This is a genomic window from Xanthomonas vasicola (assembly GCF_000772705.2).
Lineage (GTDB): Bacteria > Pseudomonadota > Gammaproteobacteria > Xanthomonadales > Xanthomonadaceae > Xanthomonas > Xanthomonas vasicola.
In genome coordinates, this window is the sequence record NZ_JSBW02000096.1 from 176,730 (window position 1) to 194,385 (window position 17,656).

25 protein-coding genes, 4 tRNA genes and 1 other RNA gene are annotated in these 17,656 nt (G+C 63.3%); 8 read left to right on the forward strand and 22 right to left on the reverse strand.

Going from position 1 to position 17,656, the window contains the following annotated elements:
- Positions 1 to 55: 55 nt before the first annotated feature.
- From phoR to NX05_RS21075, 3 genes are all read right to left on the reverse strand, one after another.
- The gene (gene phoR / locus NX05_RS21065; protein ID WP_039436089.1) at positions 56 to 1,384 is read right to left on the reverse strand and encodes a phosphate regulon sensor histidine kinase PhoR; all 1,329 of its coding nucleotides are present in this window, start codon (positions 1,382 to 1,384) and stop codon (positions 56 to 58) included.
- Positions 1,385 to 1,456: 72 nt separating this feature from the next.
- Entirely contained in the window at positions 1,457 to 2,146 is a 690-nt protein-coding gene (gene phoB / locus NX05_RS21070; protein ID WP_002806631.1) for a phosphate regulon transcriptional regulator PhoB, read from the reverse strand.
- Positions 2,147 to 2,330: 184 nt separating this feature from the next.
- On the reverse strand, positions 2,331 to 3,977 hold the full coding sequence (locus NX05_RS21075; protein WP_033006600.1) for a M48 family metalloprotease: 1,647 nt from the start codon (positions 3,975 to 3,977) through the stop codon (positions 2,331 to 2,333).
- 149 nt (positions 3,978 to 4,126) lie between these two features.
- On the opposite strand from NX05_RS21075, the gene grxC reads away from it, so the two are divergent.
- Positions 4,127 to 4,435 (forward strand): glutaredoxin 3, encoded by a 309-nt coding sequence (gene grxC, locus NX05_RS21080; RefSeq protein ID WP_039436086.1) that lies wholly within the window; start codon positions 4,127 to 4,129, stop codon positions 4,433 to 4,435.
- Complete coding sequence (locus tag NX05_RS21085) at positions 4,432 to 4,827, forward strand: carboxymuconolactone decarboxylase family protein (protein WP_039436074.1); 396 nt, start codon at positions 4,432 to 4,434, stop codon at positions 4,825 to 4,827. The genes grxC and NX05_RS21085 overlap by 4 nt, the downstream gene beginning before the upstream one ends.
- A 112-nt stretch (positions 4,828 to 4,939) precedes the next feature.
- On the opposite strand, the gene NX05_RS23385 is transcribed toward NX05_RS21085, so the two are convergent.
- A non-coding RNA gene (locus NX05_RS23385) (sX9 sRNA) lies at positions 4,940 to 5,012 on the reverse strand.
- Between the two features lie 186 nt (positions 5,013 to 5,198).
- Here NX05_RS23385 and NX05_RS21090 point away from each other — a divergent pair.
- On the forward strand, positions 5,199 to 6,206 hold the full coding sequence (locus NX05_RS21090; protein ID WP_010368534.1) for an isocitrate dehydrogenase: 1,008 nt from the start codon (positions 5,199 to 5,201) through the stop codon (positions 6,204 to 6,206).
- A 132-nt stretch (positions 6,207 to 6,338) separates the two neighbouring features.
- Here the strand turns inward: NX05_RS21090 and NX05_RS21095 are convergent, their stop codons facing one another.
- On the reverse strand, positions 6,339 to 7,100 hold the full coding sequence (locus tag NX05_RS21095) for a Bax inhibitor-1/YccA family protein (RefSeq protein ID WP_010368532.1): 762 nt from the start codon (positions 7,098 to 7,100) through the stop codon (positions 6,339 to 6,341).
- A 150-nt stretch (positions 7,101 to 7,250) separates the two neighbouring features.
- On the opposite strand from NX05_RS21095, the gene NX05_RS21100 reads away from it, so the two are divergent.
- The 4 genes from NX05_RS21100 to NX05_RS21115 all read left to right on the forward strand — a co-directional run bounded on the left by NX05_RS21100 (position 7,251) and on the right by NX05_RS21115 (position 7,724).
- A tRNA-Pro gene (locus NX05_RS21100) sits at positions 7,251 to 7,327 on the forward strand.
- A gap of 42 nt (positions 7,328 to 7,369) precedes the next feature.
- Positions 7,370 to 7,446, forward strand: a tRNA-Arg gene (locus NX05_RS21105).
- A 32-nt stretch (positions 7,447 to 7,478) separates the two neighbouring features.
- A tRNA-His gene (locus NX05_RS21110) sits at positions 7,479 to 7,555 on the forward strand.
- 93 nt (positions 7,556 to 7,648) lie between these two features.
- Positions 7,649 to 7,724 (forward strand) — tRNA-Lys (locus NX05_RS21115).
- A gap of 121 nt (positions 7,725 to 7,845) precedes the next feature.
- Here the strand turns inward: NX05_RS21115 and NX05_RS21120 are convergent.
- From NX05_RS21120 to NX05_RS21190, 17 genes are all read right to left on the reverse strand, one after another.
- A complete protein-coding gene (locus NX05_RS21120; protein WP_039436071.1) occupies positions 7,846 to 9,036 on the reverse strand; it encodes a site-specific integrase in 1,191 nt (396 codons plus the stop codon).
- Positions 9,036 to 9,257 carry a hypothetical protein gene (locus NX05_RS25130; RefSeq protein ID WP_104607658.1) on the reverse strand — a complete coding sequence of 74 codons (222 nt, stop codon included), beginning with the start codon at positions 9,255 to 9,257 and terminating at the stop codon, positions 9,036 to 9,038. The genes NX05_RS21120 and NX05_RS25130 overlap by 1 nt, the downstream gene beginning before the upstream one ends.
- The gene (locus NX05_RS25135; protein ID WP_039436069.1) at positions 9,254 to 9,463 is read right to left on the reverse strand and encodes a DUF7696 family protein; all 210 of its coding nucleotides are present in this window, start codon (positions 9,461 to 9,463) and stop codon (positions 9,254 to 9,256) included. Before NX05_RS25135 ends, NX05_RS25130 begins: the two co-directional genes overlap by 4 nt.
- The gene (locus NX05_RS23395; protein ID WP_173568308.1) at positions 9,460 to 9,732 is read right to left on the reverse strand and encodes a hypothetical protein; all 273 of its coding nucleotides are present in this window, start codon (positions 9,730 to 9,732) and stop codon (positions 9,460 to 9,462) included. The genes NX05_RS25135 and NX05_RS23395 overlap by 4 nt, the downstream gene beginning before the upstream one ends.
- The gene (locus tag NX05_RS21130) at positions 9,729 to 9,953 is read right to left on the reverse strand and encodes a hypothetical protein (protein ID WP_039436440.1); all 225 of its coding nucleotides are present in this window, start codon (positions 9,951 to 9,953) and stop codon (positions 9,729 to 9,731) included. The genes NX05_RS23395 and NX05_RS21130 overlap by 4 nt, the downstream gene beginning before the upstream one ends.
- Entirely contained in the window at positions 9,950 to 10,222 is a 273-nt protein-coding gene (locus NX05_RS21135; RefSeq protein ID WP_039436066.1) for a hypothetical protein, read from the reverse strand. Before NX05_RS21135 ends, NX05_RS21130 begins: the two co-directional genes overlap by 4 nt.
- Positions 10,215 to 10,397, reverse strand: coding sequence for a hypothetical protein (locus NX05_RS21140; RefSeq protein WP_029221333.1), 183 nt, complete (start codon positions 10,395 to 10,397; stop codon positions 10,215 to 10,217). The genes NX05_RS21135 and NX05_RS21140 overlap by 8 nt, the downstream gene beginning before the upstream one ends.
- Positions 10,390 to 10,815, reverse strand: coding sequence for a hypothetical protein (locus NX05_RS21145; RefSeq protein ID WP_039436063.1), 426 nt, complete (start codon positions 10,813 to 10,815; stop codon positions 10,390 to 10,392). Before NX05_RS21145 ends, NX05_RS21140 begins: the two co-directional genes overlap by 8 nt.
- A 77-nt stretch (positions 10,816 to 10,892) precedes the next feature.
- Complete coding sequence (locus NX05_RS21150) at positions 10,893 to 11,165, reverse strand: hypothetical protein (protein ID WP_033484472.1); 273 nt, start codon at positions 11,163 to 11,165, stop codon at positions 10,893 to 10,895.
- A complete protein-coding gene (locus NX05_RS21155) occupies positions 11,165 to 11,437 on the reverse strand; it encodes a hypothetical protein (RefSeq protein ID WP_039436439.1) in 273 nt (90 codons plus the stop codon). Before NX05_RS21155 ends, NX05_RS21150 begins: the two co-directional genes overlap by 1 nt.
- Positions 11,438 to 11,448: 11 nt before the next feature.
- Positions 11,449 to 11,667, reverse strand: a complete 219-nt coding sequence (locus NX05_RS21160; RefSeq protein ID WP_015472861.1) for a hypothetical protein — start codon at positions 11,665 to 11,667, stop codon at positions 11,449 to 11,451.
- A 323-nt stretch (positions 11,668 to 11,990) separates the two neighbouring features.
- Positions 11,991 to 12,659, reverse strand: coding sequence for a KilA-N domain-containing protein (locus NX05_RS24585; RefSeq protein WP_080764650.1), 669 nt, complete (start codon positions 12,657 to 12,659; stop codon positions 11,991 to 11,993).
- 100 nt (positions 12,660 to 12,759) lie between these two features.
- Positions 12,760 to 15,456, reverse strand: a complete 2,697-nt coding sequence (locus tag NX05_RS21170; protein WP_039436053.1) for a toprim domain-containing protein — start codon at positions 15,454 to 15,456, stop codon at positions 12,760 to 12,762.
- Between the two features lie 8 nt (positions 15,457 to 15,464).
- Positions 15,465 to 15,677 (reverse strand): hypothetical protein, encoded by a 213-nt coding sequence (locus tag NX05_RS21175; protein WP_039436051.1) that lies wholly within the window; start codon positions 15,675 to 15,677, stop codon positions 15,465 to 15,467.
- Positions 15,674 to 15,952, reverse strand: a complete 279-nt coding sequence (locus NX05_RS21180) for a hypothetical protein (protein ID WP_039436050.1) — start codon at positions 15,950 to 15,952, stop codon at positions 15,674 to 15,676. Before NX05_RS21180 ends, NX05_RS21175 begins: the two co-directional genes overlap by 4 nt.
- A 10-nt stretch (positions 15,953 to 15,962) precedes the next feature.
- Entirely contained in the window at positions 15,963 to 16,283 is a 321-nt protein-coding gene (locus NX05_RS21185; RefSeq protein WP_031421352.1) for an ogr/Delta-like zinc finger family protein, read from the reverse strand.
- Positions 16,284 to 16,285: 2 nt separating this feature from the next.
- Positions 16,286 to 16,525, reverse strand: coding sequence for a DNA-binding protein (locus NX05_RS21190; protein WP_040237455.1), 240 nt, complete (start codon positions 16,523 to 16,525; stop codon positions 16,286 to 16,288).
- A gap of 89 nt (positions 16,526 to 16,614) precedes the next feature.
- Between NX05_RS21190 and NX05_RS21195 the strand changes: the two genes are divergently transcribed.
- Positions 16,615 to 17,052 (forward strand): helix-turn-helix domain-containing protein, encoded by a 438-nt coding sequence (locus NX05_RS21195; RefSeq protein WP_039436047.1) that lies wholly within the window; start codon positions 16,615 to 16,617, stop codon positions 17,050 to 17,052.
- The last annotated feature ends 604 nt before the right edge of the window (positions 17,053 to 17,656 follow it).

Sequence of the window (17,656 nt, forward strand, 5' to 3'; positions counted from 1 at the left end):
CGGCGCGCGCTGAACGCGACCATCGCGCCGCGTTGTGGCGCGCACTGACTACATATCACGCCGAGCGTGACAGTGGCACCGATGGTTCGCGCTGCACGACACGCGCGGCGACGAAATGACACGAAAACTCGCTGCCGCGTCCCACTTCGCTTTCGATGTCCAGACGCGCCTGATGCAGCCCCAGGATGTGCTTGACGATCGATAGCCCCAGCCCGGTGCCGCCGCTCTCGCGCGAGCGGCTGCTGGACACGCGATAGAAGCGTTCGGTGATGCGCGGCAGATGCGAGGCGGGAATGCCGTAGCCGGTGTCACGCACGGCCAGCGCTGCGCCATCGCCTTCGCGCACGAAACGGATCGTCACCGTGCCACCGCCGGGCGTATAGCGCACCGCGTTGGTGACCAAGTTGGAAAATGCGCTGTGCAGTTCCTTGTTGGAGCCGAGCAGATCCACGCCGGCCTCGTCGATCACGTCCACGGTGTGGCGGCCCTGGCTGTGCGCCTCGGCCTCGCGACGCAAGGTCGACAGCATGGGCGCCATCGCCACGTGTTCTTCGCCAAGTTCTTCCTGCGATTCCAGACGCGACAGCGTCAGCAGATCTTCAACCAACTGCGCCATGCGCTGCGATTGCTTGCGCATCTCCGCCAGCATCGGGCCCGAATCGGGGAAGTCTTCCGGGTCGAGCATGTCCAGATAGCCATGCACCACCGTCAGCGGGGTGCGCAGTTCATGCGAGACGTTGGCCACGAAATCGCGACGCACCTGCTCCAGCCGCAGCAGCTTGCTGACATCGCGCGCCACCAGCAGCCAGTAGTCGTCGGAATAGGGAATCAGGCGCAGATTCAGGCGCAGATCCGGATCGGCCGGCGAGGCGGCATCCAGCATCGGCTCGGCATTGCGCCCGGCTGCCAGCCAATGCGCCAGCGGCAACGGCTGCAGCCGCTCCACTATCGACACGCCCATGTCGCCGGGATGGTGCAGGCCGAGCAAACCGCCTGCTGCCTTGTTGAACCACTGCACGCGCTGGCTGTTGCGATCGACCACCACCACCGCATCCGGCAGCGCCTGCGCGGCGGCGCGGTAGGTGCGCAACATCTCGATCAAGCGCCGCTTGCGCCCGCGCATTTCCGCCTGGCTGCGATACAGCAGCCGGTCCAGTTCGTTCCAGGCGCCAATCCCGGCGGCAGGCTCGGCACGTTGACGCGCGGTGAGTCGCCGCAGCACCTGGCGCAGCCGCCAGTAATGCCAAGCCAGCACGCCCAGCGCGGTGAGCGTCAGCGCCATCCACACATGCTCGATCAGCACGCCCACCACGACGGCAGCGCCCAACAGCAGCGCGAGGGTGCCGAGCGTCTTGAGCCAGGCGGAACGGATATGTTGGGGCATGGAAGGCGTTACCACGAAGCATCAGGTAGACGGCGCCCCGGCCAGACTGCGGCCGGGCGGCTTGGCGGCACGTCAGGTCGCCGAAGAAAAACGATAGCCCGAGCCACGCACGGTCTGCACCATGTTTTCCAGGCCGAACGGTTCCAGCGTCTTGCGCAGGCGGCGGATATGTACGTCGATGGTGCGCTCTTCCACATACACGCTGCCGCCCCAGACATGGTCCAGCAGCTGGGTGCGCGTATACACGCGCTCCGGATGGGTCATGAAGAAGTGCAGCAGGCGGTATTCGGTCGGGCCGATCGGCACCGGCGCATCGCCAGCGAACACGCGGTGCGCGGCGCCATCGATACGCAGGCGTCCCACCGCCACGCTGCCGTCTTCGTCGTCTTCGCGGGTGCGCCGCATCACCGCGCGGATGCGTGCCAACAGCTCGCGTGCCGAGAACGGCTTGACCACGTAATCGTCGACGCCGGCTTCCAGACCGCCAACACGGTCGTTTTCCTCACCACGCGCGGTGAGCATGATGATCGGAATCTCGCGGGTCAGCTGCTCCTTGCGCCAGCGCCGCGCCAGGTCCAGCCCGCTGGTGCCCGGCAGCATCCAGTCCAGCAGGATCAGATCCGGCACGCGGTCGGCAATGGCGGTCTGCGCCTCGCGGGCATCACCGGCATGGATGGGCTCGAACTCGCCTTTGCGTAGCGCGAACGCCACCATGTCGCGGATCGCGGGTTCGTCATCGACGATCAGAATGCGTTTCTGCACGCGGGGCTTACCGTCTGGCTTTGGTGATCGCCAGTAGACTACGGTTTTGTGACTCTAATGTGACATCGCCGGCATCGCCTGCGCGATGGTGATGGTTAGACGAAGCGGACTCGGCAGTTCCACTGCCGGCAGGCGGCCACCCGACACGCTGCTGTCGCATACAGCCGGCAACGCCGGTCAGCGATCAGCGTGTGGATAAATCCGGGTCGCGAATGCCTTGGCGCCGCAGCTCCAGCACGGTCGGCGTAATGGCGGCGATGCGCGCATCCACGCGCGCCCGTGTCACATAGTCGAGATCTTTCTTTTTCAGTGCTTCCAGCTGGATCAAGGCCTGTTCGGCGCGGCCGTTCAAGAACGCCGCTTCCGCATACGCTTCGCTGGCGAGCAGTTGGTCGCCGGAGAGCTCGCAGGCACGGGCGTAGCTCTGTTGCAGCAACGGGTCGTCGCTGCTCCGGTGCAACAACGGCTCCAGCACCTGGCGCGCGCGCTGGCCGGACTCCTTGCTGGCCTGCTCGTTGAGCGCGCTGGCATACGTCAGCGCCACCGCGCGGTTGTTCGGCAATTGCTTGAGCAACGCGTCAAAGCGCGCATTGGCCGCCTCGCGCTGGCCGACGCGCGCCTGCGCCTCGCTCAAACCCAGCGCCAACCACAGATTGTCCGGATGCGCCTCAAGCAGGCTGCTCAGCTCGGCCACCGGCTCGCCCGGCCGGCCGCCGCTGTTGCGCAGCTTCGCCAGCGCCAGGCCGTAGCGCTGCGCATCGCTCAAGCCTTGTTTGGCGCTGCGGCGCAGGGTTTCGTATTCGCGAATGGCTGCATCGGGTGTTGCCGCGCTGAGTACGCGCAGGCGCTCCTTGGCCCAATCGAAGCCTTGCTGGTCGGCACCACGGCTGAGCGCGTCCACCGGCAGCCGCAGGGCATAGGGAAGCAGTGCGTTGCCATTGCGGCTGAGCGGTTCCGACAGCGACGGGTCGGACGGGTCCACGCGCTCCTGGCGGCTTCCACCCGGCACCGAAGTGGTCAGCACCACGGTGTTCTTCTTCATCTGCTCGGCGCGTGCCTTGGCTTCGCTGATGCGGGTGACGGTGACAGGGTGGGTCTGCAGGAAATCCGGCGCGCTGTAACCGCCTTCGTTGGCCCGCATCGCTACCGACATGCGCTCGAAGAAGCCGGCCATCGCATCCACGTCGTAACCGCTGCGCGCCAGCGTGCGGATGCCCAGCCGGTCGGCTTCGGATTCGTTGGAGCGGGTGTAGTCGATCTGCCGCTGCTGCATCAGCCCCATCGCGCTGGTGATGGTGGCCATGGTGGCGTCGCCCTTGGAGTTGCCCCCGGCCTGCTGCGCTGCCACCACCGCTGCCAGCATACCGAGCAGGATCGGGATCTGGTCGCGCTGCGCACGCTCCACCCCGCGCAGCACATGCTGCTGGGTGACGTGGGCGATTTCGTGCGACAGCACCGCCGCCACTTCGTCCTCGCGCTCGGCGGTCAGCACCAGCCCCGCATTGACCGCCACATAGCCGCCCAGCGTGGCGAACGCATTGATCTGGCGGTCGCGCAGCATGAAAAACGTAAACGGCTGCTGCGGCTGGTCGCTGTTGGCGCCTAGCCGGGTGCCCATGGTCTGCAGCCAGTCGGTGATCAGCGGGTCGTCCAGCACGTAGTCGTAGTTGCGCAACTCGGCCAACATCATTTTGCCGTACTCGGCCTGACGTGCCGGGGTCAGCAGCTCGCCGGCCGACGAACCGATGTCGGGCAGACGGTTTTCCTGCGCAGATGCCACACCCATGGCAACAGCCAGCGTGAGGGCAGTGGCGAGCGGTAGCAGGCGCAAGTGGAACTCCCAGGTAGTGCGCGGAGCATGCGGGCAGCACGGCGCGATGGCGTGAATCATCGGTTAACCCACAGTGTTGCGGTGACGACATGGAAATTCCAGTCGCCCGGTACCATGTGTCAGACCTCATGCCAACCACGGAGCTTCCCGTGAGCCAAGACCATACCGATCAGGACGCGGCCTCCGGCCCGCAGATCACCCTGTATTCCTCCGCCATCTGCCCGTATTGCGTGGCGGCCAAGAACTTCCTCAAGAGCAAGGGCAAGACCTGGACCGAGGTGCGGATCGACCTGGACCCGGCCGAGCGCGACAAGATGGTTGCCCTGGCCAAGCGCACCAGCGTGCCGCAGATCTTTGTCGGCGACATCCACGTGGGCGGCTACGACGATATGATGGCCATGCACCGCGCCGGCAAGCTCGAGCCACTGCTGGCCGGCAGCGCGGGCGGTCAGGCATGAGTGGTTCCGACGACGGCAGCACCGACCGCCTGCGCGAATTCACCGAATTCCGTCAGCGCATGAATCAGCGCATCCTGGCCGAGCCGAACCAGGTGGTGCGGCGCTTCTTCGCGCTGGACACCCAGACCTACCAAGCCGGCGCCCTGGACGTGAAGACCAAGGAGCTGCTCGGCCTGGTCGCCTCGATGGTGCTGCGCTGCGACGACTGCATCAGCTACCACGTGGCCCAGTGCAAGGAAGCCGGCGTGAGCCGCGAAGAGTTTTTCGAAACCTTCTCGGTCGGTCTGGTGGTGGGCGGCTCCATCGTTATTCCGCATCTGCGCCGCGCGGTGGACTTCCTCGACCAGCTCGAAGGCGGCGCGCAGGCGCCGGCCCAGCACGCGCACGACTGAGTGTGTCGCTGAGGTGCGGGAGTGGGGATTTGGGATTCGTAACAGCCGGCAAGACGCACGCGCCGCTCATCGAGGCGGCGCGTTGCGTTTGGGCGCCTGCCGTTCTGAGAGCTGTTACCACAACGGAGCGAACAGTCGTCAGGTACGCGCGGATGGCGCAGAAGCGCAGTGCCCGAGTGGTACATGCCGATTCCTAGCATCGGCCACGCCCGCCTGGTGACTGCGCAGTCGTTTCGGTAGTCACCCTTAGACCAAGGTCGTTTGGGTGCCTTCACCGGCATCGGGCATAATTGCCGGTGAAACCTCAATTGCGCCGATCTGCCGGGTTCGACGGCTGGCGCTCCCCCCTTCAAGTTCGGAAACCCAACGTTATGACGCAGACAATCACGGTCATCCGCGGCGACGGTATTGGCCCGGAGATCATGGATGCCACGCTGTTCGTGCTCGACGCGCTGCAAGCTGGCCTGACCTACGAGTACGCCGACGCCGGCCTGGTCGCGCTGGAAAAGCACGGCGATCTGCTGCCCGAGTCCACCCTGGCCTCGATCACCAAGAACAAAGTGGCGCTGAAAAGCCCGCTGACTACGCCGGTGGGCGAAGGCTTCAGCTCGATCAACGTCGCCATGCGTCGAAAGTTCGACCTGTACGCCAACGTGCGTCCGGCCAAGTCGTTCCCGAACACCAAGTCGCGTTTCGCCGATGGCGTGGACCTGATCACGGTCCGCGAGAACACCGAAGGCGCGTACCTGAGCGAAGGCCAGACCGTGTCCGAGGACGGCGAGACCGCGTTCTCCGGCACCCGGATCACCCGCAAGGGCTCCGAGCGCATCGTGCGCTACGCCTTCGATCTGGCGCGCGCCACCGGCCGTAAGAAGGTAACTGCGGTGCACAAGGCCAACATCATCAAGTCGACCTCGGGCCTGTTCCTGAAGGTGGCCCGCGATGTAGCCGCGCAGTACCCGGAAATCGAATTCCAGGAAATGATCGTCGACAACACCTGCATGCAGTTGGTGATGCGTCCAGAGCAGTTCGACATCATCGTGACCACCAACCTGTTCGGCGACATCATCTCCGACCTGTGCGCCGGTCTGGTCGGCGGCCTGGGCCTGGCGCCGGGTGCCAACATTGGTCTGGACGCGGCGATCTTCGAAGCCGTGCACGGCTCGGCGCCGGATATTGCAGGGCAGGGCAAGGCCAACCCGTGCGCGCTGCTGCTGGGCGCCGCGCAGATGCTGGACCACATCGGCCAGCCGCAGAACGCCGAGCGCCTGCGCGAAGCCATCGTCGCCACGCTGGAGGCCAAGGATTCCTTGACTCCCGACCTGGGCGGCACCGGCAACACCATGGGCTTCGCCAAGGCCATCGCCAGCCGCCTCTGAGCGCACTGGTTGATCGCACAAAAAGATAAGGGCGCCTAGGCGCCCTTATCTTTTTGCTGGGAATTGTCTGAAGCCACACTTGGTCATCGATCGTGGGGGACGCTCTTGCGATCCCAATCCCGATTCCCTGCCTTAATTGCGCGACTGCAGCTTCGACAGCAGACGCAGGAACTCGATGTACAGCCACACCAGCGTCACCATCAGGCCGAACGCGCCGTACCACTCCATGTGCTTGGGCGCACCCTGCTCGACGCCGCTCTCGATGAAGTCGAAGTCCAGCACCAGGTTCAATGCGGCCACCACCACCACGAACAGGCTGAAACCAATCCCGATCAGGCCCGAGTCGTGGATGAAAGGAATGTGCACGCCGAAGAAGCCCAGCACGATGGTCGCCAGATACACCAGCGCAATGCCGCCAGTGGCCGCGACCACACCCAGCTTGAAGTTTTCGGTAGCCTTGATCATGCCGCTGCGATACGCAAACAGCAGCGCGAACATTGTGCCGAAGGTCAGCAGCACCGCCTGAAACACGATGCCGTTGAAACGCGCTTCGTACACCGCCGAGATCGAGCCGAGGAAGAAGCCTTCGATCAGTGCGTAAAGCGGCGCCGTGATCGGTGCCCAGGTCGGCTTGAAGCTGGTGGCCAGTGCAAACACCAGGCCGCCGATCGCGCCGGCGATCATGTAGATGCGCGCGGCAGGCAAAGGCATGCCGTCGGCACCGATCGATTGCGACCAAGCGAAGACCGCGGTGATCACCGCCATCAGCAACAGCGCGCCGGTTTTGTTGACCGTGCCGTTGAGGGTCATCGTCTGACCGTCGCGGGTGACCACCGAGCCGGAGCCCGAGTCAAGGAATGTTGATTCCCGAAGGGCAGGGTTACCGCTACGCATGCGTATTCTCCATGAGAGGTGTGCTCACTCTACTGGCGAGCCTTGTCGCGAGGATAGCTGATCGTTCAATTTACACAGGGTGATTGACAGCGAGGCCAATCGTTCCCAAAATAGCCGACCTTTCGAGCCTTCGGGATTGAAAGGTCCCGCCGGGGTATAGCGCAGTCTGGTAGCGCGCCTGCTTTGGGAGCAGGATGTCGGGGGTTCGAATCCCTCTACCCCGACCATTCCGAGCTCCTGACGGCGTGGGAATGCGAAGTTCGGTCCGGGCGCCCGTAGCTCAACCGGATAGAGCACCGGCCTTCTAAGCCGGCGGTTACAGGTTCGAGTCCTGTCGGGCGCGCCATCGGCGGTACGGTAGGAAGTAAGTTTTCAGTGGTGGCTGTAGCTCAGCTGGTTAGAGTACTGGATTGTGATTCCAGATGTCGGGGGTTCGAGTCCCCTCAGCCACCCCACTGATGACAAGCAATTGCGGGAATGTTTGACCCGATGTGTCACCGGGTATTGCAACGAAGCAAAAATGCACATAGAATGTGCGATCAGTTTCAGGGCCGTTAGCTCAGTTGGTAGAGCAGTTGACTCTTAATCAATAGGTCCAAGGTTCGAATCCTTGACGGCCCACCAATTAAAACAGCCACTTAGCGCGAGCAAGTGGCTGTTTTTTTTTGTGTCGGGAAAATTGCCGGGAAAATTCCGCTAGGCGCTGCCCTGAAAGCGCCGCCCAATAGCTCGGGCAGCGAAGTGTTCAGCGGTTGGTGGGCAGGATGGGTGGCTGTACCAGCGGGACGTCGTGCGCATACCTGTTGGTCATCTGCTGCGTCGCATGACCGGCAGCCTCCTGCTTGTCGGCGCGGGTGCCGGCAGTGTCCGTGATGCCGCGATGCTTCAATCCATGCAAGCTAAACCGCTGTTCGGTCGTAATGACACCATCCTTGATGGCTAACGCAATCATCCGCTGCCAAGCGCTGTCGAGCGCAGACTTGCTGAGGGGCGTGCCCGACTGATTCACCAGCAGCCGGCGCCGCTCAGGTTTCATAGGCACGGGGCGCCCATACGCATTCATCGCTCTTTGCCGATAGGCTGCCAGCCAGGCCCACGCTTGGCGAAGGTCGTCGTTCCAGGCGGTGACCGTATCGCGTGAGCCTTTGCGTCGGCTGCTCCGTATGCCTTCGGCCTCTGCATGTGCATCCGTCAGATCGGTGACCTCGATACCGCGCAGACGTAGGTTGTAGGCGAGCAACATCACCGCGTGGAGGTAGGGCGGTACGCTGCCACGTGTGTGGGCCTTGAGGCTGCCGCGTTCGAGCGCGAAGGTCAGCGCGGTGGTAAATACATCGGATTCGGGCATGTTGTGCTCGCCGCGCTCCTTCGCCTGGCGGACACCCTTGGCAGGGTTGTGCTCGCATAGGCCCATGCGAATGCCCCAGCCGAAAGTGCGGCGCAGGTAGCGCAAGACGTGGTTGGCTTTGCTCGGGCGCGGTTCGATTGCCGGCTGCAGTTTGGTTGCTGGCCGACCTCCCGCTAGGGTCTCAACCAGGCGCTGCATGGCCGGCACATTGATGCGCGCAATCTGCATCTTGCCGAGCAGCGAACCATCCTTGAGCACATACGTAGTCGCTGTCTCGGCGCACCAGCGGTAATCCCGCTGTGTGTCCCTGGACAGCTCTGCAAATTCCGTGGACGCCTGAAAGCGCTCCGCGAGGTAAGCCAATGTGCCCCGGACCTCATTGCCCGCGGCGGCTTCAGCAATGCTGTGGAGTTCAGAAAGCCGGATGTCAGCATGAGCAACCGTCCGCTTTCGCGGACGGCCCCCCTCGGGATGAGCCTCTAAGAGATACCAGCGGTTGTCTTCCCAATAGATGCCCTTTGGGAGTGCTGCCTGGTCAATATGCGCCGGAATATCTGGGTTGAACTTCCGTTTTCTACCGCGTCCCATCAGATCAGCTCCATGGTATTTGTCGTATCTCCCTCAGCGCTATGTAGGCCAAGCGCAGCGTTGAGTGCGTCCACAGTTGTCCAAATGCCGCCGCGACCGTCGTATCTGTAGCGAATGCCTTGATCGCGTGCCCAACGCACTACCGTGGATGCGCGTGGGGCAGGACCGGCTGGCGCGCAGAGGCGACGCAGGTCCTCGAACGTAATGACCGGACTGCTCACGCGCCTTTTCCCTCGATCCACTGCCGCCTGTGACGCCATTGCTCGCGCATTTCCTCCACGAGCAAGTCAGCAGCCGCATAGCCGCGCTGGGCGGCTATGCGGGGCCTCAGTTCTCGCACCCTGACCGCGTCCACGTAGCCCTGCCTTAGCCAGTGTCGCGCCTCGCAAGCCCTGCGAAACCCTTCGATGTTTGCGCCATCGATCATCGCTGACGCGTGCCACTGAAGCGCAGGCCGAGCTGCACGACGTTCTGAGCGCAGGGACGTGGCTGACGAGTGGTGCGGATGCGATGAGCACGCCGCCATTCGGTCATGGCCAACTCAAAGCTGGGGTGCTTTTGTGTGCGCCCACACACGCACTCGATGAAGTGCCCACCGCCCGCCTCGGGGCGGCGGGCGTCGAGCATATGGCGAGCCAAGTGCCCGTTCGTGCAGGGTGGCAAAGGACTATCGTGGTTGACCTGACGTTGCGTCATGGCCCCTCCTGGCGCAATGCGCGCTCGGCATCTCGCAGATGCTGCACGGTGTCGGGGTCGATCCGGTCCAGGGCCTCGGCGATGGTGTAGTCCATCTCCGCCAGCCAATCGGCACGATTCAGCACCAGAGCGGCGGTCAGCGCCTCCCCAGTGGACAAAGGGCTGGGCCCTCCCATACGCGCAGCGGCGCGAGCAACCTCAATCGTGCGCTGCAGGTTCATAGCTGCGTCCTCCATGCGGCGCCGAGCTGAGCGCGTGCTTCCTCAACACGGATGAGGCGCAACCCCCAGCGCACCGACCAGGTGCGCGCCTGCTGTTCGTCGCAGGTCAGAATCAGTTGCCCGGAAGATTCCAGGCGATCAGCGCGGAACGTGAACAACATTTCGTCCGGCTCAATGACCTCCTGCAGGCCGAGTCTCTGGCACAAAGCATCGGCGTTGAGAGATTTGCCGCTGCCCTGGGGGCCGAGAAGGATGACCGACTCAGCCATGAGCAGCCTCCCGCCGCACAGCCATGCGAGTGCGGCGACGCAGGCGCTGTGGCACCTGTCCAACGGCCAGGCCGGTCTGGGTGAGGCGCGGACGGCGCGTCGACCACAGCTTATAGACCAGCGCGCCACCGGCCGCCGGCGCCAGGACCACCACCAGGGCAAGCAACTCACCCATTGGCCACCTCCCGTGCGGCCTGCGCTACCGCAGCTGCAGCAGCTGCAGTCGGCCTGCGCGGCAGCATGTTGGCCAGGTCAAAGGGGAAGTCCAGGCCATCCATGAACTCGGCCAACTCCGTGCTGATGCGATCTTCCGCCGTGGTCCACAGGCGGGGGCCGTCGACGAGCTTCCAGCCGGTACCGGTGCCGCGACGCCGCTCCCAGGACTGACGCACCTGGCGAAGCGGTCCCATGTTCAGGACGGCAGTGACCACGACCGCACCATGTGTGACGTGCATGGTGATGGTCGCTGAGCAGTCGCCCATGCTGCGATCGTAGGCGACGACGGCCGGCGTGGTAGCCTCCGGGCCGGGTCCGGTGCCCGAAGCCAGCAGACGTGCTGCCGCGGCTGGACGTGTTCCAGGGTGCTGTTGCATATCGACTCTCCAAAGTTGCGTTGGTGGAGGGCCTTGGGGCGGTGTTCGAGCACCGCCCGCCGGCCCGCTGGTGCGGGTTAGATCAGGTCGGCGCCGGATGGTGGGATGCTGGGGTCAGGCTCGCGCAGGCGCTGCGCGCCATTGAGGACATCGAGCAGTTCATGGCGGATGTACTCGGCCACCGCTGCTGGTCCGTCGTGGTTGATGCCTGCTTCGATCGCGATATCGTTGGTCAGCGCGGCAAGCAATGCGGCCGCGTGGTACGCGCGCCAGAGGCGATATTGCTCTTCTTCGCTGATCGAGAAATCAGCGTCTTCCGGCAGCTGTGCGTGTGGGCGAGCGGCGTCCATCAAGCCACCTCCAATGCGGGCATGCGCTCGATCACCCATTCCTGCAGGGCGGCGGCCTCGGCTTCCGGCATGACCACGTGCAACGAGCCGATGACCAGGCCAGTGCCGTCATTGACCGGGAACAACTCGCAAGCGTCTTCAATTGCGCTGCAGGCGAACATGACCGGCGCGCGATCATGCAGGCCATCTGCGTACAGTTCGGCCAGCACGTCGGTCTTTCGTATCTGCAGAAGCAGGTAGACGCCGGGGGCCACGCGCAGCGATTTGTGCATGTCGCGCCGGCTCACTGGCGCACCTCGGCCAGGTCGGCGTTGATGCTGGAAATGGCGGCCTCAACGTCGGCCAAGGTCAGGGCCTCGGGCGCTTTGCCCATGGCCTGCAGCTTCGCCTGCAGGGCGAGCCAGGCGGTGTGATTCCAGTCGAGGGTGTCGGCGATCAGGCCGAAGTAGTGGGCGATCTGACGCGCGGCATTTGCCGGCGCTTCTTGAGCGTCGTAGGACATGCAGGACTCCGTTTGTAATTTGGAGTCCGCCGCCCCGACGCCAATCGGGGTGGCGGACGGTGCGGGTTGGCGTACCGGACAAACGGAACCGGTGGGCCTCGCGGCCCCCACGCACCGCCCGCCATAGAACTGGCAGGCACGCGCCCGAGCGGAAGCCGGGCGAGAAAAAAGCGCCGGGCATCGTTCGATGGGCGCTGTTGCGCCGTTTGAAGTCGGGACGCCAATCCCGGCCGCCGATTTTGCGGCGACGCGGTAATAGTTGCTCCGCTGCCAGGTAGAAGTCAACGAAAATTTCCCAAAATTTCCCACATGTGCGAGCGTGCTCATTTGGCGAACACCCAGCATTTCACCGCGCGCCCGATGGCCGGGCTGTTGTAGACACGATTGACGTGCAGCAGTCGCGGACAAGCGCGAAGCGCGCCGGTCAGCGCGGTGGATTCGGGCAACGCGATGCCACTACGGGCGGCGAATTGCCTGACCTGCGGCAGGTTGAGTGCCAGCACATCGTCGCGGCGAGCGTGGTTGTGCAACTGGCCGGCGGCTAGGCCGGCATCGACTGCCAACCAGAACCTCGTCAGCGTCCCCTGGCCGTTCTGCAGCGCAACCGCCGCCGCCGGCAGCTCCGGCCGAGGCAGATCCAGCGCCAGGGAAAGCTGCGTGGCCTGCGCATGCAGAGCGGCCAGCTCGGCGGGGTGTACAGCGCGGTACAGCCTGGTGACCGTCTGCATGCGCACTCGGTGTAAGGCAGCGGTGGCCACCATCGGGCGGCTCTCATCATTTGCCGTGATCAGGGCGTCGTAGGCCTCAATCACCGCCAAGTGGAATTCGGGGGACACCCACATGGCATACGCATAAACCAATGGCTTGAGTGCATAGGTGCCTGGGGCCGCGCCACCATGATGGATGACCAAAGCCGGAATTCCGGCTTTGCTTTCCACCAGGATTGCGAGGTCGCGAGTCTGCTGGTTCTCGGCCCATCGCGACGGCCGCAGCCTGGGCGTATACCTGCCGCCTGGTGCAGGTCATTCAGGCAGTAGCGTCCGGCCTTATCGCGCCGGATCTGTAAATTGGCAACGATCAATGAGGATCCAGTCATTTGGCGAACACCCAGCACTTCACGGTGGTACCGACGCCGGTCAGATCGTCCTTGAGGACGGCACTGTTGACGGCCACGTTCGCGCCGATGAAATTGTGCCGGCGCGAGTCCCCAAGCAACGCACGCAGCACCTTGAGGTCGGGGACGGGCTGACTGAACTGCGCGGCCCGTGCCGCGAAGTGATTGAGGTTGATCGCAATGCGCTGCGCGTCGCGGCTGTGGTTGACGACGGCTTTACCGTGGCCGGTGGCTTCGAGGTATTCGTAGACCTCCCAGAACTCGTTGACCATCGCGTGGTCGGCGCTGATCGCCTTCTGCCGTTCCAGCGCCATGTCCAACAGCGCCAGCCGCGTCTGCTCGACCATTTCGTCAGGGATGGTGATGACCAGGCGCAGGCAGTCGAACAGCGCCAGCATCTGGGCGTGGTTCTTGATGACACGTTCCAGGCGCAGATCCTGCTGCGCGCGTAGCTTGGCCTCGAACACCTTCACCCGCTCGGCGAACAGATCGAGGATGGCGCGCTCCTGGCGGATGGCACGCACGAGGAAGTGGCTGACTTCTTCGACCTGCAGCGCGTTGAGATTGTCAGCCGCGATACGGCTTTCGGTGGTGACCTGCGGCCGTTTGAAGTGCAGCTTCACAATTCGCGTCAGAATCGCTTCACTGGCGTCCACCGCAGCGTTCTGGGTGATGACGATCGTGCCGCGAAACGGTGGCTCGTAGGTCTCGTTGCCGCCATTGCGCACGCCGCGTGTTGCCAGGGTGCCGCCACCAAAGAAGTCTTTCAGCTCATCCCACTCGAACGTCTTGGAGTGCGCTTTGTCCGGCTCGCTGCGGTCGGCCTCCAGCAGGACGACGGGCATGCCGGATACCTGGCCCATGGCGCGTGCACGGCCAGCCTTTGATGACTTGGCCGGGTCGAAGCCCTCGTAATCGGAGCGGCCCAGCAGCTTCCACAGGAACGTCAGCAGCGTGGTCTTGCCGGCGCCGGCTTCACCGGTGGCTTCGAGGAATGGGAAGCTCTTGTGGCCGGCGCGGATCTGCTCGGCGAACAACGAGCCAAACCAGAACGTCATGGCGACCATGCCGTGCGTGCCGAAGCACTGCCAGAGCCACGGTAGCCAATCCACGCGGAACGCCTCGGCATCGCGTTGGATCTCCAAGCGGATGGACTTCTGCGTGGTCTTCAAGCGCAGCTTGTCGAACTCGAAGTAATCCTCTTCGTTGGCCGTCACCAGCTCGCCGTCGCGCACGGCCATATCGCCGAGCAGGTAGGCGCGGTGCTCTTTGCTGTAGCCAACGAAGTCGATGGCGTCCACCGTCTTGATTGCCTCGGTCTGTTCCTCAATCAGGCGGTCCAACTGGTGGCCGGTACCCGTGAACATGGCGCCGGCCGCCAGGGAGATCAGGCGCTTCTTGAACTCGGAGGCGCTCGCGACATGGCCACCGGTAAAGGTGCCCTTTACGCTGGGGCCATCGTGCGGAAAATCGACGCGGAAGTAGTACCAGCTTTCGTCGGTGACCTCTTGGCGCTGGAAATACAGGGCCTCCGGGTAGCAGTTGGCGATCTTCTGCACAGAGCATGCGGCGCGCTTGATCTTGCTCAGATCCTCGGCTGCGACCTCGTCGCCGTCATCGGCATCAATATCGCCCAGCTTCTCCTTGCGCAGTTTGTCGAAGCGTTGTGTGTCGAAGTCGAACCAGTACAGGCGGGAGCGATACTCCAGCCAGAAGTCGTTGCGGCCGTCGTGCTCGAACATCAGCAGGCCTTTGTCCACTGCTGTGCGGGCGACGAGCAAGTCGCCCTGGTAGCGAGATTCCTTGACGTCGTTGTCCCACTGCTTGGGATCATCGGACGCGATAGCGCGCAGATGCAGGTCGTTCCAGTCGGTCTTCTTGCCGTCGCGCTGGACGATCTGCGCGACCCGCGAGTCGAAGCCCAGTGCCGCTGCACGCTTGATGTGCTTGTGCGTATACGCACGGGCCCCTGGCTCGTTGTCCAGCGCCCACACGAGCGTTGGAAGATCGGCCATGCGCGCCTTGGCCAGCTCGCGTAACGATTCTTCCGGAAACGCGTTGGAAGACATGGCCGACACCGCGCACATGCTGTGCTGCAGGAGCGCGATCGCATCAAAGATCCCCTCCACGATCCACACTTCGCGCGCCGTCTGCATGGCTGTCAGCGCGGCAGGCGCGGCCCACCACACGCCCGCATAGCTCTGGCCTGGCGCAAAGCGCGCCTTCTGCTTGCCGAAGCGGTGCGGGCGATCGATCAGGCGCTCCCACCAGCCGCCCTTGACCAGCGCAAAGCGCACCGTTGCGGTGCCGGCACTGATTTTGCGGTCGTAGTGGCTGTCCTGGGTGTAAAGGCCTTTCAGCGGTGCCAGGTCAAAGCCACGGGAGAACTGCAGGTAGGCATCGGCCGCAGCGTTGGGAGCCGCAGGCGTTGCCTGGAAGCGCTTGGACCAGTCGTCGAACAGGTCGTCGTACAGATCCTTGACGTGCAGCTCGCGCCCGCACTTGGATTGACGACCGCACTTCACCACCCATGGCTTGAGATGGTTGGTGTACAGCTCTTTCTTGCTGCACGACGGGCACTTGCCACCGCGCATGTACTCGGTACCGCTCCGGTGCTTGAGTCCGTAATCCCGCTCTAGTCGGGACAGCACCTGTTGTCGCAGATCCTCTTGCATGACCTTCCTTAGACGCCGAGCCAGCGCTTAGGCGCCTGCGGAGATGTGGCGTGGTCGATCACGACATAAGCGCCGCCGGCACGGCGGTGCGCGTCAACGGCGGCAGCGAGCAGGCGTGCCTCTTCGTGCTTGGCGTGCGGCGCGATGCGCTGCGGCGCATTGCTGGCCGCATCAACGAATCGCGGCTCCTGTGCGGTGAACCAGCTGTTGGCATGCCTCACGAGCCGACCTCGTTGTTTGTGTGTTGTAAATCGAATAAAGCGGTGGCGGCATCGGTCAGCACGACCAGGCGCTCATCGAAGGCGTCAGAGGTGGCTAGTCCCTCGCGCATGAGCGCGGCAACTACAACCGCGCCGAAGCGTTGCTCTGTCTCAGGCGCGGCAGTGCGGCCGATGTAGCCGTGCTCGGTCTTCACCAATCCGCCGTGGATGAGCGCAACTTCCAGGCAAAGCTTCGCCGTGGGCGGCAGTGCCGCCCAATCAATGGTCTTTCGCATTCGGGTTACCTCAGAGGTGAGGGAAGAACGGCTCGCCGCCCATGGGGATCAAGTCCAACTGGCGGTCGCCCAGCGACTCGCGGTACGCCTGCAGCGCTTGGGCGCGCTGATAGCCAGGTGTTGGTGGAAGCTCGCTGTGTGCGGTGGGTACGCCGCTGGGGCTGGCAATACCCGTCAACTCCGAATGGCCCGTGTAGGTCGCGCCACACATCGGGTTTTCACAGACATACGAATCGTGCCGCAGGAACTTATGTGCAAGGACGCTGGTGCGTTTGATGAGCCTTGCGCTGCATGCCTCGCAGCGAAAAACGATCTTTTTCCGACCGAACATGCTCACCCCCTTGAGCTCTTGGCGGTTGGGATTTCTGTGGCACTATTGGGTGGTGCCTTGAGGCCCAGGGCGATCGCCGCCTTGTGGGACTCGCCATATTTGCCTTGGGAACGGCCACGGAGCAGGTCATGCACGACCGACCGATCCACGCCGTTCTGCCTGGCGAATGCCGAGACCGTGATGCCATTTGCTTCAAGCCACTGTCGCGCCTGTTCCGGGCTGCGAGGCGTGAACTGCTGCATCTGACTCTTCGGGGGCATGAGGCGGTTCCGTTTACTTTTTGGGAATTTTGTGGACTTAACTCAACATTGTCAAGTAAGGGAATGCCTGTATGACTGTAGGGAAACGCCTTAAAGAAGAGCGCAAGCGCCTTGGTCTTACTCAAGAGGAGATGGCTTTGCAGTTCGGCCTGACCCGATACGCGCAATTGAACTTCGAGAAAGACATCAACCTGCCCGGCGGAGCGTATCTCCTGGCCGCGCTAGACCGCGGCGTTGATGTCATGTACGTGCTCTCTGGACATCGCGCGCAGTTGGATCCTGCTGACTTGCGTCTGCTCTCGGCGTTTAATAAAGCTTCACCGATTGCGCGCAGCAAGGCGCTTGCGGCGTTGGGCTTGCTTGCAGATGCGTCGCCTTCCGCAGAGAGTGCCGCCCCAGTGTTGTCTTTCAGCGGCAACGAAATCGGCTCTGTGATTTCTTCCAGTGCACCTATCGATCAGAGCAACATGCAAATTGTTGTTGGCGGGCGCAAAAAAAAGGGCAAGTGATCAGTATCGGGATTGGACAGCTGCTCGTGCGAAATTGGCCGTTATCGGCTATATCAGCGTGAACTGTAGGCCTTAAGTCATAAGCAACAAATAAGCCGCCGGTCTAGAACCGGCGGCTTTCGTTCACCTGCACTTAAGTCGGCGCACTCATCTGTAAGCTTCGGTTCTAGCACCGAAGATTCTCGGTGCAAGTGCGGTTAGGTCAGACCGAGTAATGATCCAGGTAGCGATCTGCTCCATCTTGGCCAGGAAGATCGCGCGCGGGTCTGCTTGCTTGTCCCTGCCCTCGACGTCGCAGAACATCAGTTGCATGGATGACTTATCAACGTCAGCGCACGGTGTTGCGCATCTGAGGCGTTGTTCAGACGTTCCCTGCTGGCCCCGGATCGGGCCTGGTCAGCTGCGGGAGGGTTCCTGTTTTTCGTCATCGCTTCGCGGGCATTGGGGCAATCATAACGGGAACCCTTCAATACTCGGCTGGCTTTCTCTTGAACTCAGGAGTGACCAATGGCTACGACACGGCTTTCACGTCCAATCGCAACACCGCCCGCTGTTCACTCGGAAATCCAAGCTCCGGCCAGGCCAGACCAGCAGTCCGAGCCAC

Bases quoted from the DNA above. Each gene is read 5' to 3' on its own strand.
- phoR (WP_039436089.1), bottom strand. From the start codon at position 1,384: ATGCCCCAACATATCCGTTCCGCCTGGCTCAAGACGCTCGGCACCCTC.
- NX05_RS21085 (WP_039436074.1), top strand. From the start codon at position 4,432: ATGAGTGGTTCCGACGACGGCAGCACCGACCGCCTGCGCGAATTCACC.
- NX05_RS21090 (WP_010368534.1), top strand. From the start codon at position 5,199: ATGACGCAGACAATCACGGTCATCCGCGGCGACGGTATTGGCCCGGAG.
- NX05_RS21095 (WP_010368532.1), bottom strand. From the start codon at position 7,100: ATGCGTAGCGGTAACCCTGCCCTTCGGGAATCAACATTCCTTGACTCG.
- NX05_RS21120 (WP_039436071.1), bottom strand. From the start codon at position 9,036: ATGGGACGCGGTAGAAAACGGAAGTTCAACCCAGATATTCCGGCGCAT.
- NX05_RS25135 (WP_039436069.1), bottom strand. From the start codon at position 9,463: ATGATCGATGGCGCAAACATCGAAGGGTTTCGCAGGGCTTGCGAGGCG.
- NX05_RS23395 (WP_173568308.1), bottom strand. From the start codon at position 9,732: ATGACGCAACGTCAGGTCAACCACGATAGTCCTTTGCCACCCTGCACG.
- NX05_RS21130 (WP_039436440.1), bottom strand. From the start codon at position 9,953: ATGAACCTGCAGCGCACGATTGAGGTTGCTCGCGCCGCTGCGCGTATG.
- NX05_RS21135 (WP_039436066.1), bottom strand. From the start codon at position 10,222: ATGGCTGAGTCGGTCATCCTTCTCGGCCCCCAGGGCAGCGGCAAATCT.
- NX05_RS21140 (WP_029221333.1), bottom strand. From the start codon at position 10,397: ATGGGTGAGTTGCTTGCCCTGGTGGTGGTCCTGGCGCCGGCGGCCGGT.
- NX05_RS21145 (WP_039436063.1), bottom strand. From the start codon at position 10,815: ATGCAACAGCACCCTGGAACACGTCCAGCCGCGGCAGCACGTCTGCTG.
- NX05_RS21150 (WP_033484472.1), bottom strand. From the start codon at position 11,165: ATGGACGCCGCTCGCCCACACGCACAGCTGCCGGAAGACGCTGATTTC.
- NX05_RS21155 (WP_039436439.1), bottom strand. From the start codon at position 11,437: ATGCACAAATCGCTGCGCGTGGCCCCCGGCGTCTACCTGCTTCTGCAG.
- NX05_RS21160 (WP_015472861.1), bottom strand. From the start codon at position 11,667: ATGTCCTACGACGCTCAAGAAGCGCCGGCAAATGCCGCGCGTCAGATC.
- NX05_RS21170 (WP_039436053.1), bottom strand. From the start codon at position 15,456: ATGCAAGAGGATCTGCGACAACAGGTGCTGTCCCGACTAGAGCGGGAT.
- NX05_RS21180 (WP_039436050.1), bottom strand. From the start codon at position 15,952: ATGCGAAAGACCATTGATTGGGCGGCACTGCCGCCCACGGCGAAGCTT.
- NX05_RS21185 (WP_031421352.1), bottom strand. From the start codon at position 16,283: ATGTTCGGTCGGAAAAAGATCGTTTTTCGCTGCGAGGCATGCAGCGCA.
- NX05_RS21190 (WP_040237455.1), bottom strand. From the start codon at position 16,525: ATGCAGCAGTTCACGCCTCGCAGCCCGGAACAGGCGCGACAGTGGCTT.
- NX05_RS21195 (WP_039436047.1), top strand. From the start codon at position 16,615: ATGACTGTAGGGAAACGCCTTAAAGAAGAGCGCAAGCGCCTTGGTCTT.